The sequence below is a fragment of the Sphingomonas anseongensis genome (assembly GCF_023516495.1).
Lineage (GTDB): Bacteria > Pseudomonadota > Alphaproteobacteria > Sphingomonadales > Sphingomonadaceae > Sphingomicrobium > Sphingomicrobium anseongensis.
Genome location: NZ_JAMGBC010000001.1, coordinates 974430 through 987686, shown reverse-complemented (window position 1 = coordinate 987686; position 13257 = coordinate 974430). Strand labels below are relative to the sequence as shown.

Sequence of the window (13257 nt, the reverse complement as noted above, 5' to 3'; positions counted from 1 at the left end):
TCTAGGCCGAGTGGTGGAGGTAGCGCTCGTTGAAGTCGCCCTCTTCGGCGAGCTTGTCCCAGTCGAGGATCGTCAGCTTGTTGAGCGACAGGCTGATCAGCCCGTCCTTCCGAAGCGACTGAAGGGTGCGGTTGGTGTGGACCGCGGTCAGTCCGGTTGCGTCTGCGATCTGCTCCTGGGTCATCGGGAAGTCGCAGGTGGGCCCGCTGCAGAGCCCGGCGGCCCTCAGCCTCGCGGCAAGCTCGCACAGCAGGTGCGCGATCCTTCCCCTTGCATCGCGGCGGCCGACGTTGACGACCCATTCGCGGAAGATCGCGGAGTCGATCAGTGAGTCGAGCCAGATTGCACGGCGGATGCCGGCATTCTCCGCCATAAGGGCGCCGAGCGCCTCCTTGGGGACAGCCGCGACGACGGATCGGCCGAGGCTTTGGACATTATGGTCGGCGACCTCCAGCATGCAGTTTTGGATATCGAGAAAGTCGCCGGGGATGTGGAAAGAGATGATCTGGCGCGATCCATCGCTCACGAGCTTTTGCCGGAGGGCAAAGCCCTCGAGAAGGACCATGCAAATCTTCGTCGGCTCACCCTCGCGAGCGAGATAGGCTTCGCGCGGATACCTCTTTACCGTCCACGGAAGCGACCGCAGCGCGGCTTTGTCGTTCTCGGATAGCGCAACTCGCCGCTTCCATCTCTTGAACAGCGGCTCGAAAAACGAAGGCTCGATCAAAGGCTCCGAGCGTCGTGCGAAGGTTTGGATCCCCGGCTCATCTATCGTGGCCATTGGCGTCACCCGGCTGTCGGGGCGGGAGCTCGAATGTCTCTCAGTCACCGAGCGCCCCAATCATAGGTGGCCCGCGATACGGTCACGATAGCATTGCAGCGGCCTCGAACCCAAACTTAAATCAAGAGATGGGCGCTCAACATAAGATAGAGCTTGAGGGATTCCGAAGCCTGGTCCGACATCGGGGCCGGCAGGGTGCTTGCGCTCGCCAACGCGACGGGGCAGAGGCGCTGGCCATGGGATTTTGGTCCAAAACCTTCACCTGGTGGAACGGCGATACCTGGGGCACCAAGCTGTTCACCTGGATGCGCGGCGACGAGGTCGGCCGCGACGACTTCGGCAACGTCTATTACCAGTCGAAGAAGGAGCCGCGCCGCCGCTGGGTCATCTATCCCGGCAACAATGACGGAAGCCGGGTGCCGCCGGAATGGCAGGCGTGGCTGAGGGGGACGATCGAGGAGCTTCCCGGCGAGGCACTCCCGCCGGTCCGCAAGTGGCAGAAGACGCCGGAGCCGAATGCGACCGGAACCATGGCCGCGTTTCGCCCCGACGGCGCGCTGGGCTCGGGGAAGGCGCGGCCGGCCTCGACCGGCGACTACCAGCCGTGGATCCCGGAATAGGGATGTCCCTTCGAGCGGCCATCGGCCTCGCACTGGCGCTGTCGATTGCGGCCTGCGGCAAGCAGCAGCAGTCGGAGCAGAAGCCGCAGGCAGCCAATGGCGGGCAGGTGCTTACCGGACGCGAGGCGGGGGTCACTCCGATGGCCCAGCGGGTGGCGGTGATCGGCGTGCTCAACAAGCGCAATGGGCTGGTGAAGACGGTCAGCCTTCGTCCCGGCCAGTCCGCCCGGTGGAAGGATGCGACGGTCCACCTTCGCGCCTGCGAGGCGACCGCGCCGTGGGAACAGGAGAAGCTGACGGGGGCCTTCCTCCAGCTCGACGTACAGGGTGCCGACAAGAAGTGGCGGCGGGTCTTCTCAGGCTGGGTGTACAAGGAATCGCCGTCGCTGAACGTCGTCCAGCACCCGGTCTATGACGTCTGGCCCAAGAGCTGCGCGATGACCTTCCCGGCGGGCCCGCCGGCACCGGCAGGGTCTGCAGCGCCAGCCTCCTCGAGCAGGGCGTCGAGCGCCCAGAACTCGCCGGGCCCGGATACGGCGGCGGAACCTCCCGAAGCGGAATCGCCTTCGCCGAGCGCCGTCGCCAACAACGCCGAATAGCGTTCCTTCGACACGGGAATCGCGCCGAGCGAGGCCAGGTGCTCGGTCATGAACTGGCAGTCCAACAAACTGTAGCCGCCGGCTTTCAGCCGGGCGACGAGCCAAGCGAGCGCGACCTTAGACGCGTCGGTTTTCCGGCTGAACATGCTTTCCCCGAAGAACGCGCGGCCGAGCTTCACGCCGTACAGGCCGCCGACCAGATCATCGCCGCTCCACACCTCGATCGAATGCGCGTGACCGAGGCGGTGAAGGGCGAGGACGGCGCGCTCTATGTCCGCGTTGATCCAGGTTTCCGGCCGGTCGGCGCAGGTGCCGACAACCTCCGCGAAAGCCTTGTCGAGGGTAACCGTGAAGGCGCCGGAGCGCAGGGTGCGCTTGAGTGATTTTGACAAATGGAAACCGTCGATGGGGATGATCGCGCGGGTCCGCGGCTCGACCCAGAAGACGTCGTCCGCCTGGCGGCTGTCGGACATCGGGAAGATGCCCATTGCGTAGCCCTGCAGCAGGAGTCGGGGATCGAGCTCGGTCACCCGGCGAGGTTACAGAATCTCGCGGACCTTGTCCTGCGGGCGGCAGAGGCGAACGCCCTTTTCGGTTTCGACCAGCGGCCGCTCGATCAGGATCGGATGCTCGACCATCGCATCGAGGATCTCGTCGTCGCTGACGTCGGGGCGGGTAAGGCCCAGCTCCGCGGCCAGAGGCTCCTTGGCGCGCAATCCGTCGCGGGGCGAAATCCCCGCCCTGTCGTAAATCGCCTTCAACTCGTCGCGCGTGGGCGGGTCCTTCAGATACTCCCGGACATTAATGTCGCGGCCCGACTGGCGCAGAATATCAAGCGTCTTGCGAGACGTTCCGCACATCGGATTGTGGAATATCGTTGCTTCAGCGAAACGGTTCATTCTAGCGACATCCGGTGCTCGATAGGCAGGTTCGTACTGCAACCGCAGGGCCGGTCAAGCATTGTAGCGTAGCCGGAACGTTAGGGCGCAAGCCTCGTTTCCGCGATGTGACATGCACCGTCGCCGGGGGGACTCGGGGTCCCGGGGCATGGTCCGGTTGATCAACTACACGGGAGATAGACGATGCAGAAATCCATCTTGGCGGCGATCCTCGCCGGAACGGCTACGCTTGCCGCATGCGCTTCGAACCCGCGCGTCGCTCAGGACGCGGCGGTCGGCGGTCTCGGCGGCGCTGCCGTCGGCGCGGTCGTGCCGGGCGTGAGCGTTGCCGAAGGCGCGATTGCCGGTGCGGCGATCGGCGGCCTCGCGGGCGCTCTTTGGACCGACCGTAACGGCGACGGATACGTCGACGGATACACCTATAACGGTCAGTATTATGCCGGTACGCCTGCCGGATATGACAACACGCTCGGCCGCGTCGCGACCGGCGCTCTCGGCGGTGCCGCACTCGGTGCGGTTGCCGGTGCAGTCATTCCGGGCGTCAGCGTCATCCAGGGCGCGGTGATCGGTGCTGCGGTCGGCGGTCTCGCCGGCGCGGTGTGGTCCGACCACAATGGTGACGGCCAGGTCGACGGCTACATCTACAACGGTCAATATTATCCGGGTCAGCCGCAGGCGACGACCACTCCGACGTACAACACGCCGGTTCGCAGTGGCGAGCGTGGATAATAGAGACTAAAAGAGTGTCGTGATTATTCAGCTTACGAAGCGCACCGGCCTCGTGCCGGTGCGCACCTTCACGAAACTGCTCTGCGCCGCTGCCACCGTTGCAGCGGCGCAGTTTTTGTCGCCTGCCTCAGCCCAGGCGACGAGCGGCACAGTCGCGGCCGCCGCGGCCATTCCGCGCGGGCAGGACGTCGAAAGCTTCTACCAGGTTCGCTCCGAGAAGCCCTTGTGGTTCCAGGGCGGCCAGCCGACCTCGGCTGCCCAGGCGCTGATCGCACTTCTGCAAACCTCCGCAACCGACGGGCTCAATCCTGCCGCTTATGACGTCGATTCGCTCCTGAAGGCGATGAAGCATGCGTCGGGCAACGATTCACGCGACGTCCGCAAAGCCGATTCGCTTCTAAGCAGCGCATTCACCGCTTACGCGCGGGACGTCGCCAATCCGGCCAATACCGGGCTTCAATATGCCGACCCGGCCCTCCGGCTCGGCCCGCCGTCGCCGCTGAGGCTGCTTCAGCTGGCGGCGCAGGCGCCGTCACTCACGCAATTCGTTGCGGACATGCAGTGGATGAATCCGATCTACGCGCAGCTCCGGCGAGCGCTGGTCAACCATCACTATGACGGCGACAAGCAGCGCGAGATCCTGGCGATCAACCTGCAGCGCGCCCGCGTGCTTCCGACTGCCAAGCGCTACATCATCGTCAACGCGCCGACGCAGCGCCTCTACATGTACGAGGACAACAAGGTCGTCGATTGGATGAAGGTCGTCGTCGGTCAGCAGAAGCCCGACCGCAAGACCCCGACGCTTGCCGGCTATCTTCGCTATGCCTCGCTCAACCCTTATTGGAACGTCCCGCCCGACCTGGTGTGGGACGATGTCGGGGTTTTCGTAGAGAAATACGGACTCGGCTATCTCAAGTCGCGCGGTTACGAGATCCTGTCCGACTGGAGCGACAATGCGACGCCCATCGACCCGAGCACGGTGGACTGGAAGGCAGTCAAGGACGGGTCGGTCCAGATCCGCGTGCGCCAGCTTCCGGGGCCGGAGAATTTCCTCGGCAAGATCAAATATACCTTCGCCAACCCGTACGGGATCTACCTCCACGACACTCCCAGGAAGGAGCTGCTCGAGAAGGAAACGCGCCTGTTCAGCGGCGGCTGCATCCGGCTCCAGGACGCGGACCGGCTGGGCCGGTGGCTGTTCGGCCACACGCTGACCGCGACGTCGGAGGACCCTGACATCAAGGTGCCCCTCGACAAGCCGGTGCCGGTGTTCGTCACCTATTTGACCGCCATGCCTGAGGGCTCGACGGTCACCTATCTCGACGACGTTTACGGCTGGGACGCGGAGCGGCTTGCCGGAGTGAACCCAACCGGGGCGACGGTAGCCGCGCGCTGATCAGCGGCGGCTCCAGTTCGGGAACCAGCTGATCTGCTGAGCGACCGGCCGTCCGGTGGGATCGAGCGCCGGGCGAAAGCGCACATATTGCTCGGTCAGCTGGCACATGAGCGAATCCGCCGGCGGGCTTCCGCTCGAGCGGATAACCCTGCAGCCGGTCGCCTGCCCGTCGGGCGTGACCCTTATAGAGATCCCCACCGAGCCGCGCTCCATGCCGCTTATCGAGACGAGGCGGCGATATTGGGCGTCCGGGATCTTCGTGATCTTCCGGGCCGGTGTGAAGCCGGCACCTCCGCCAAGGCCATTGCCCGTTCCGCCAGCGCCGTTGCCGTTGCCGACTCCGCCTTGGCCGTTGGCGGATGAGGCGCCCGTTCCCGGCTGGGCTGCGGCCGCGATGACCTGGCGGGTGGGGAGCACGACCTCAGGTTTGGGAGCGACTATCGGCGAAGCCTTGGGCGCAGCAGGAGCGCCTTCGGCCTTCTTCGCTTGCCTGGGCCTTGGCGGCGGTGGAGGCTCGGGCGGCGGCGGTTTGGGAAGGCTGATGTCGAAGGTGCGCAGGTGGTCGATTGCGTGCCGGACGGTTTGGACGTTGAGGCCGCTGACGAGGACTGCGCCGAGAATTCCGGTCAGCGCGAACGAGGCGAGCATCGCCTTCCAGCGGCTGGCTCGATCAACGGACCTGTAGGCCATCTCTCGCCTCTTTCCCGCCACTGGCAACGCACAGGCGGGCGAAAGTTTGCGTCAGCCGCGGGTGGCCCTCAGTTGCCGCTGTGCGACCGCCATCGCGCCGACGACGCACGCGGCGAACAGGCCGCCTTCGAGCGCCCCGGTGGCGGTCTGGGTGAGCGGCCCGAAGCCGCTCTCGCCGAAGACTGCGCCGATGCGGTCGAGAGTGAGGCGCGATCCGGGGAACGTCTGGGCGAGAAGGACCAGGCTTCCACCCATCAGGCGGCCGCCAAGCTGGGGAATGATTCCGCCGGCGATCGCTCCACAGAGAGCTGCGATGATCGTGCTGAGCCTGCGCGCGCTTGCCGCCTCGCCGCGAAGGTTGGCTAGCCACCAGCCGAGACCGACCGCGGCGCCCAGGATCGTGCCTTCCAGCGGGCCGGTGATATCGCCCGGGCTTCGGCCGATCAGGAGGCTGAACGCATCGAGCCCGAGGAACTTGACGAAGGCACCGACGAACAGGCCGCCGAGCGCTCCGCCGGCGACGGTCCACGGGCCGATGCGATTTGCCAGCGACCCCGCCGCAGCGATTCCGAACGCGACGCCAGCGGCGCCAACAAGCGCGACGAGGATCGTCAGCGAGAGAAGCACCAGCAGCACGGAGATCGCGCCGAGGCCGGGCTGGAGCGGCTGCGAGGCCCCGGCAAAACCATAGAACAGGCCGCCGATAAAGCCTGCAAGTCCGCCGCCGACCACTCCGGCGAGCGCGAGGAGCAGTGGGGAACCTAGGGAGCGCGGCCGAACTACCGGTGCGGGCGTCGGAGCGTCCGCGCCTTCGACTGGCGCGATGAAGCGGTAGCCGTGCTTGGGCACGGTCTCGATGAAACGGGGGCGGCCGGCGTCGTCGCCGAGCTGGCGCCTGAGCGTTCGGATACATTGGGTCAGCGCCTCGTCGGTGACCGGAACTCCGCGCCACACTTCGTCCATGAAGCGGTCCTTGGACACGAGCCGCCCATGCTCGCTGACCAGCAGCGCCAAAGCGTCGAAATAGCGGCTGTTGAGGTCGACCGGAGCGCCGCTGTTTCGAAGCTGGCGATCGCCGAGGTCGAGGTCGAAATCTTCGAAGCGGATGCTGCCCGACGGCATTTTTCAGCAAGACCTCACAAGTTGCTCATGCCGCTCATCGCGCGCTCGTGCAGGAGTGAAGCCGCAATCGAGTCAGGAGGCAAGCAGTGGCAAACGAAGTGGTGCAGAGGCGGCTGGCAAGTCCGTGGCGGGTGATCGGCTGGGGCATAGCGGTGGCGATCGTCCTCGCACCGCTCGTGGCGATGCAGCTCCAGGCGCCCGGCGTGAACTGGACGCTTGGCGATTTCATCTTCGCGATCGTGCTGATCGGGGGCGTCGGGCTTCTGCTCGAGCTGGCGGTGCGCGTGTCGGCAAGCTGGGCCTATCGCGGCGGGGTCGCGCTCGCGCTCGCGGCAGGGTTCCTTCTCATCTGGATCAACGGCGCGGTCGGGATCATCGGCGACGAGGACAATCCGGCAAACCTGGTCTTCATGGCGATCATCGCAATGGCGGTCGCCGGAGCGATCGTCGCGGGCGGCAAGGCGGCCTTGATGGCTCGCGCAATGGCGGTGGCGGCGGTCGCGCAGGCGCTGGTCGGAGCAATCGTCTTCGCAATCGATGCGGGAGCTTCCGCGCCTCCGGGGCCCGTCAAGCTGCTCATCCTGATCGAAGGCTTCGCGGCGATGTGGCTCGGCTCGTCGCTGCTGTTCAGGAAAGCTGCGGCGGAAAGCTAAGGCGTCATTCCTTGGCGGCGACCGTGTCGACGAAGCTTGCGTGCTTTCGCTCCGGCCCGATCGCCGTCCAGGCCGCGATCATGACCGCCGTCGCCCCACCGAAGATCGCGAGCGCCAAGCCGTAATTGTTGCCGCGGCTTTCGGCGATCCCCGCCTGGAAGACGGCGTTCTTCGACATCAACAGATTGCCGAGCTGGTAGGCAAAGCCTGGGAACATCGCGCGAACGGCTCCGGGCGAGAGCTCGTTGAGGTGGACGGGGACGATACCCCAGGCGCCCTGCACCGCGACCTGCATCAGGAACGCACCGATGCCGAGCAGCAGCGGGGTCGTGCTGAACGCCCACAGCGGGATGATCGGAAGCGCGAGAGCGCAGGCGATGATGATCGCCCGCTTCCGCCCGATCCTCTCCGACCAGATCCCGAAGCTGATACCGCCGACGATAGCGCCGACGTTCATGATCGCGGTCAGCGTCCCGGTGAGCCGAGTGTCGAAATGGTGCTGCTGCTGAAGGAAGGTCGGATAGAGGTCCTGGGTGCCGTGGCTGAACGCGTTGAACGCCGCCATCAGAACGATCATGTAGAGCGCGATCTTCCAGTTGCGGGCCAGCTCGGTGAACGGATTAACGCGGGGCTTGTGTCTGGCGGCATTGAAGGCCGGGCTTTCCTCGACATGCATCCGGATCAGGAAGACGAGAAACGCCGGAGCGATCCCGACGAAGAACATGCCGCGCCAGCCGATTGCGTCGAACAGCAGGAAATAGACGATGCTGGCGACGAAGTAGCCCGACGGATAGCCGCTCTGCAGCAGGCCCGAGACGGGACCGCGAAGCTTCGGCGGGATGGATTCCATTACCAGGCTCGCGCCGATTCCCCATTCGCCGCCCATCGCGAAGCCGAACAGGGCACGGATGAGGATCAGCTGGCTCAGCGATCCGGCGAGGCCGGACAGCGCTGAAAAGGCCGAGAAGGCCAGGATGACGATCATCAGGATCGGCCGGCGCCCGAAGCGGTCGGCGAGGATCCCGAAGAAGAGGGCGCCAAACGCACGCGCCGCCAGAGTGACGAAGATCGCATAGGCGACCGACTTCACGTCGGTGCCGAACTCGGCCGAGATCGCCTTGAGCATGAACACCAGCAGGAAGAAGTCGAAGGCGTCGAGAGTCCAGCCGAGGTAGCTCGCCCAGATCGCGCTTTTCTGGGATTTCTCAAGCGACTTGAGATCGGCGATCAGGCTCATCCGGCAGCTCCCCCTGTGCGCCGCGGACATTCGCCGCGGACCGGCGCGAGGGCAAGTTTTCGCAGCCATCGGCGGCCGGTACTTGCCGACAAACGATAAATAACATATCGTTTATCGATATCACGAGTCGTTTGGAGCCAAACGTCATGTCGAAACCAGCATCCGCCGCACTGCCGATCGCCTACGTCACCTTGCGAATCCTGATCGTCGTGAACTGGCTGTACGGCGCGGCGGTCCTCGGGCTCGTCATCTTCGCAAATTCCAATCCCGCCTGGTTCATGAAGGCGATCGACGTTCCGGACGGCATGGATCCCAATCCAATCATGATCGGGCTGACGGCGATCGCGACGCTGGGCCTTCTCGCCGTCCCGCTCAATCACCTTATCCTCACCCGCTTGCTGCGGATGGTGGAGACGGTCGGCCGCGGCGACCCCTTCGTCGCCGCGAACGCTTACCGCCTGCAGGCGATTGCGTGGGCGTTGCTCGCGCTCCAGATCCTCAGCATCGTCATCGGGACGATCGGCAAGGCGATCTCGTCGCGCGAATTCCCGCTTCACCTCGATGCCGGTTTCTCGACCAGCGGTTGGCTCGCGGTGATCCTGATGTTCGTGCTCGCGCGAGTCTTCGCTGAAGGAACGTTGATGCGCGAAGACCTCCGGGGGACGATCTGAGATGGCGATCGCGGTCAAGCTCGACGACCTGCTCCACGACCGGCGGATGACGTTGACCGAGCTCGCCGAGAGGATCGACATCACGCTCGCCAACCTGTCGATCCTGAAGACCGGCAAGGCACGGGCGATCCGATTTTCAACCCTGGAGGCGATTTGCGAGGCGCTCGCCTGCCAGCCGGGCGACCTGCTCGAGTTCGTGTCCGACTAGGCCCTGTTAGCTGCCGGCGACTGCCGCTAAAGTCGACCCCATGAGCCAGCTCGACGCACTCAACCGCCAGTTCGCCAAGTACGACCAGGTCGAAAAGGCGCACACCTATCGCCTTGCGGAGAGCGAGGCCGACGAGTTCGACGAGGATTACGAAATCGCGACGCTCGATTTCGGCCGGTTCCTCCACGGCGACGCCAATGAAAAGGCGGGTTTCGCCGCGGCGTTCGGGGCGGCGCTTCACGGGATCGGCTTCGCGGTGCTGACCGGGCATGGCGTCGACGAGCGCTTGTACGACGACATTGCTGAAGGCGTGGTCGACCTGTTCACCTCGACCCCGCTCGAAGAAAAGATGCGCTTCCGCGCCGCGCGCTTCGGCTCCGTCGCCCAGGGCTATTTTCCCATCGAGGAAACCAGCGAGATCCATCCCGACCTGGTCGAAGGCTGGGTGTGGTGCAGGCGCGCGTTCGACATGCCGCAGAAGCGGGACGCACCGTTCCGCGCCGAGGAATTTTGGCCGCGGGCCGAGTATGAGCCGCGCTTCCGCCGGCTGACGCTCGCCCACGAAGCTCTGTTCAAGCCAATCGCCCAGGCGATGCTTCAGGGGCTCGGCTGCGACCCGCATTTGCTCGACGAGAAGCTGACCGAGACCAATTTCGGGCTTCGGCTCAATTACTATCCGCCGATGAGCGAAGAGCAGGATCGGTCGGGGGCCGGACGGCTTCTAGGCCACGAGGACGTCGACCTGTTCACCATCCTCCCGGCGACGAGGGTCGATGGGCTGCAGGTGTGGAACCACCGCTCGGGCAAGTGGGTGCGGATGAAGGCGCCGCCGGGATCGATCATCATCAACACCGGCGACTACATGCAGCGGATATCGAACGACCATTTTCCGTCAACCACGCATCGGGTCGGCAAGCCGACCGACGGATCGCATCGAGAGACCCCACGCGTGTCATTCCCGATAGCGGTCTACGTTTGGGAAAACGAGTTGCTCGAAGTGCTGCCGGGGCTTGGGGAGCCCAAGTACCCGCCGGTAAAGGCGATCGCCTTTCACACGCGGAGCACCAGCAAGTTCTACGGCGACGATTACGCCGTCGACGAGGACTGAGCGGCCTTCAATTCGGCGCGCCCGGTGAACGGTTCGGAGTTACCGCGTTAACCACGTCTGGGATTAACCCCAACACCTGCCAAGCTGCTCTTTTCCGGGGGCGATTCTCAATTCGCCGGTAACTTGGGAAGCGAGGGCGGGGACCAGTGCGCAATTTATTCAACCTCTCACCGAGGGGAGTCGCGATCGACCTCGGGACTGCCAATACGGTCGTTTACGCAAGCGGTAGAGGAGTCGTTATCAGCGAGCCCTCGGTCGTCGCGATGGAAATGGGCAGGGACGGGATCCGCCGGGTCCGGGCGATCGGCGACGACGCCAAGCTGATGATGGGCAAGACGCCGGGCAATCTCGAGACGATCCGCCCGCTCAGGAGCGGAGTGATCGCCGACCTCGAGGTCGCCGAGGAGATGATCAAGCACTTCATCCGAAAAGCGCATGGCGGCGCCACCCGCTTTTCGCGGGGGCCGGAAGTGGTGATCTGCGTCCCTTCGGGCGCGACGCCGGTTGAACGCAGGGCGATCCGCCAGGCGGTCAGCAATGCGGGTTCCGACAGGGTTTCGCTGCTCGAAGAGCCGATGGCCGCGGCGATCGGAGCCGGGCTTCCGGTGACCGAACCAGTCGGTTCCATGGTCGTCGACATCGGCGGCGGGACGACCGAAGTCGGGGTGATCTCGCTCCAGGGGCTGGCCTATTGCTGCTCCTCACGGGTCGGCGGCGACCGGATGGACGAGGCGATCATTTCCTACGTGCGCCGCAACTTCAACCTGATGATCGGCGAAGGAACGGCCGAGCGGGTGAAGCTAGAGATCGGCACCGCCACCGCGCCTTCGGGCGGCGGCGGGCTCGACACGACGCTTCGCGGACGCGACGTGGCCCGCGGGGTGCCGAAGGAAATCACGCTCAACCAGGGGCAGGTCGCCGAAGCGCTCGCCGAGCCTGTGCAGCGCATTGTCGCGGTGGTTCGCTCGGCGCTCGAGAACACGCAGCCCGAAATCGCGGCCGACGTCCTCGACGAAGGTATCACTCTGACCGGCGGGGGTTCGCTTCTTCGCAATATCGGTATCGTGCTGGCCGACGAGACAGGGCTTCCGGTGCACATCGCGGACGACCCGCTGACCTGTGTTGCGCGTGGCGCCGGCCGGACTTTGGAGGACAGCGTCTATCGCGGCGGCCTGATGGCGGCCTGAGCCGCTACTCGGGATTGCGCTCCAGCCAGGCTTCGAGCCACTTGATCGTATAGTCGCCCGCGAGGAAGTCGGGGTCGCGAACGATCCGCTGGTGGAGCGGCACGGTCGTCTTCATCCCCTCGACCACGAATTCCTCGAGCGCTCGCTTCAGCCGCATGATGCACCGCTCGCGAGTCGTCCCGTAGACGATCAGCTTGGCGATCATGCTGTCGTAATAAGGCGGCACCCGATAGCCGGTGTAGAGGCCGCTATCGACGCGCACGTGCATGCCGCCCGGAGCCACATAATTCTTCACCAGCCCCGGAGAGGGCATGAAGGTCTGCGGATCCTCGGCATTGATCCGGCATTCGATTGCATGGCCGTGGAGGTGGATCTGCTCCTGCCGGCAGGTCAGGCCCTCGCCGTTGGCGACGCGGATCTGCTCGCGGACGAGGTCGATCCCGCTGATCATTTCGGTCACCGGATGCTCGACCTGGAGCCGGGTGTTCATCTCGATGAAGTAGAATTCGCCGTTCTCGAAGAGGAACTCGATCGTTCCCGCGCCGCGATAGCCCATGTCCGCCATCGCCTTGGCGACGAGCGAGCCCATGTGGTGGCGCTGCTTGGGAGAGATCGCGGGCGAGGGCGCTTCCTCGAGCACCTTCTGGTGGCGGCGCTGAAGGGAGCAGTCGCGCTCGCCAAGGTGAATGGCGTTGCCCTCGCCGTCGCCGAACACCTGAAACTCGATGTGGCGAGGGTCGGCGAGATATTTTTCCATGTAGACGGTGTCGTCGCCGAAGGCGGCTCGGGCCTCGCTGGCCGCTTGGCTCATCAGGCTTTCGAACTGGTCCTCGTCGGGGACCACCTTCATTCCGCGGCCGCCGCCGCCCGAAGCCGCCTTGATCAGAACGGGGTAGCCGATTTCGGCGGCGAGCCGCTTCGCGTCGGCGATCTCCTCGATAGGGCCGTCGGAGCCGGGGACCAGCGGGAGGCCGAGCTTGGCAGCCGTTCGCTTCGCCTCGATCTTGTCGCCCATCGTGCGAATGTGCTCGGGCTTCGGACCGACCCAGGTTATCCCGTGGCTTTCGACGATCTCCGCGAACTGCGCATTTTCCGACAGGAAGCCGTAGCCCGGATGGACCGCATCGGCGTGCACGATCTCCGCCGCGGAAATGATGTTGGGGATGTTGAGGTAGGATTCGGTCGCGGGCGGCGGTCCGATGCAGACCGTCTCGTCGGCCAGCCGGACGTGCATCGCATCGCTGTCGGCGGTCGAGTGAACGGCGACGGTGCGGATGCCCATTTCGTGGCAGGCGCGGTGAATCCGGAGCGCGATCTCGCCTCGGTTGGCGATGAGAAGCTTTTGGATCGGCACGGC

15 protein-coding genes and 1 pseudogene are annotated in these 13257 nt (G+C 65.1%); 9 read left to right on the top strand and 7 right to left on the bottom strand.

Translation table 11 applies throughout. From position 1 onward, the window contains the following. Position 1: 1 nt before the first annotated feature. Positions 2-781, bottom strand: coding sequence for a Crp/Fnr family transcriptional regulator (locus tag LZ519_RS05130; protein WP_249867643.1), 780 nt, complete (start codon positions 779-781; stop codon positions 2-4). A 236-nt stretch (positions 782-1017) separates the two neighbouring features. Here LZ519_RS05130 and LZ519_RS05125 point away from each other — a divergent pair, with 236 nt between their 5' ends. Together LZ519_RS05125 and LZ519_RS05120 are read left to right on the top strand one after the other, a co-directional pair. Continuing rightward, positions 1018-1401: an NADH:ubiquinone oxidoreductase subunit NDUFA12 gene (locus LZ519_RS05125; protein ID WP_249867642.1), complete on the top strand. Its 384-nt coding sequence runs from the start codon at positions 1018-1020 to the stop codon at positions 1399-1401. Positions 1402-1403: 2 nt separating this feature from the next. Continuing rightward, positions 1404-1775: pseudogene (locus LZ519_RS05120) on the top strand (DUF2155 domain-containing protein); the annotation flags it as partial. Positions 1776-1810: 35 nt separating this feature from the next. On the opposite strand, the gene aat reads toward LZ519_RS05120, so the two are convergent. Then, positions 1811-2530 (bottom strand): leucyl/phenylalanyl-tRNA--protein transferase, encoded by a 720-nt coding sequence (gene aat / locus LZ519_RS05115; protein WP_249867641.1) that lies wholly within the window; start codon positions 2528-2530, stop codon positions 1811-1813. Between the two features lie 9 nt (positions 2531-2539). Then, positions 2540-2899 carry an arsenate reductase (glutaredoxin) gene (arsC, locus tag LZ519_RS05110; protein ID WP_249867640.1) on the bottom strand — a complete coding sequence of 120 codons (360 nt, stop codon included), beginning with the start codon at positions 2897-2899 and terminating at the stop codon, positions 2540-2542. Positions 2900-3082: 183 nt separating this feature from the next. Here arsC and LZ519_RS05105 point away from each other — a divergent pair, with 183 nt between their 5' ends. Next, positions 3083-3628, top strand: a complete 546-nt coding sequence (locus tag LZ519_RS05105; RefSeq protein ID WP_249867639.1) for a YMGG-like glycine zipper-containing protein — start codon at positions 3083-3085, stop codon at positions 3626-3628. Positions 3629-3647: 19 nt separating this feature from the next. Beyond that, positions 3648-5024: a L,D-transpeptidase scaffold domain-containing protein gene (locus LZ519_RS05100; protein WP_249867638.1), complete on the top strand. Its 1377-nt coding sequence runs from the start codon at positions 3648-3650 to the stop codon at positions 5022-5024. On the opposite strand, the gene LZ519_RS05095 is transcribed toward LZ519_RS05100, so the two are convergent. Further along, complete coding sequence (locus LZ519_RS05095; RefSeq protein WP_249867637.1) at positions 5025-5714, bottom strand: energy transducer TonB; 690 nt, start codon at positions 5712-5714, stop codon at positions 5025-5027. It lies immediately after the preceding gene. Between the two features lie 51 nt (positions 5715-5765). Further along, positions 5766-6836: a winged helix-turn-helix domain-containing protein gene (locus LZ519_RS05090; RefSeq protein ID WP_249867636.1), complete on the bottom strand. Its 1071-nt coding sequence runs from the start codon at positions 6834-6836 to the stop codon at positions 5766-5768. An 86-nt stretch (positions 6837-6922) separates the two neighbouring features. Between LZ519_RS05090 and LZ519_RS05085 the strand changes: the two genes are divergently transcribed. Then, positions 6923-7489, top strand: a complete 567-nt coding sequence (locus LZ519_RS05085; RefSeq protein ID WP_249867635.1) for a hypothetical protein — start codon at positions 6923-6925, stop codon at positions 7487-7489. Positions 7490-7493: 4 nt separating this feature from the next. Here the strand turns inward: LZ519_RS05085 and LZ519_RS05080 are convergent, their stop codons facing one another. Continuing rightward, positions 7494-8726, bottom strand: a complete 1233-nt coding sequence (locus tag LZ519_RS05080; protein ID WP_249867634.1) for an MFS transporter — start codon at positions 8724-8726, stop codon at positions 7494-7496. A 146-nt stretch (positions 8727-8872) separates the two neighbouring features. Between LZ519_RS05080 and LZ519_RS05075 the strand changes: the two genes are divergently transcribed. The 4 genes from LZ519_RS05075 to LZ519_RS05060 all read left to right on the top strand — a co-directional run bounded on the left by LZ519_RS05075 (position 8873) and on the right by LZ519_RS05060 (position 11900). After that, entirely contained in the window at positions 8873-9397 is a 525-nt protein-coding gene (locus LZ519_RS05075) for a DUF2975 domain-containing protein (RefSeq protein ID WP_249867633.1), read from the top strand. Position 9398: 1 nt separating this feature from the next. Further along, positions 9399-9605 (top strand): helix-turn-helix domain-containing protein, encoded by a 207-nt coding sequence (locus tag LZ519_RS05070; RefSeq protein ID WP_249867632.1) that lies wholly within the window; start codon positions 9399-9401, stop codon positions 9603-9605. 40 nt (positions 9606-9645) lie between these two features. Continuing rightward, the gene (locus tag LZ519_RS05065; protein WP_249867631.1) at positions 9646-10713 is read left to right on the top strand and encodes a 2OG-Fe(II) oxygenase family protein; all 1068 of its coding nucleotides are present in this window, start codon (positions 9646-9648) and stop codon (positions 10711-10713) included. A 146-nt stretch (positions 10714-10859) separates the two neighbouring features. Continuing rightward, positions 10860-11900, top strand: a complete 1041-nt coding sequence (locus tag LZ519_RS05060; protein ID WP_249867630.1) for a rod shape-determining protein — start codon at positions 10860-10862, stop codon at positions 11898-11900. 4 nt (positions 11901-11904) lie between these two features. Here LZ519_RS05060 and accC read toward each other — a convergent pair whose 3' ends face one another. Then, positions 11905-13254 carry an acetyl-CoA carboxylase biotin carboxylase subunit gene (accC, locus tag LZ519_RS05055; protein ID WP_249867629.1) on the bottom strand — a complete coding sequence of 450 codons (1350 nt, stop codon included), beginning with the start codon at positions 13252-13254 and terminating at the stop codon, positions 11905-11907. Positions 13255-13257: the final 3 nt, after the last annotated feature.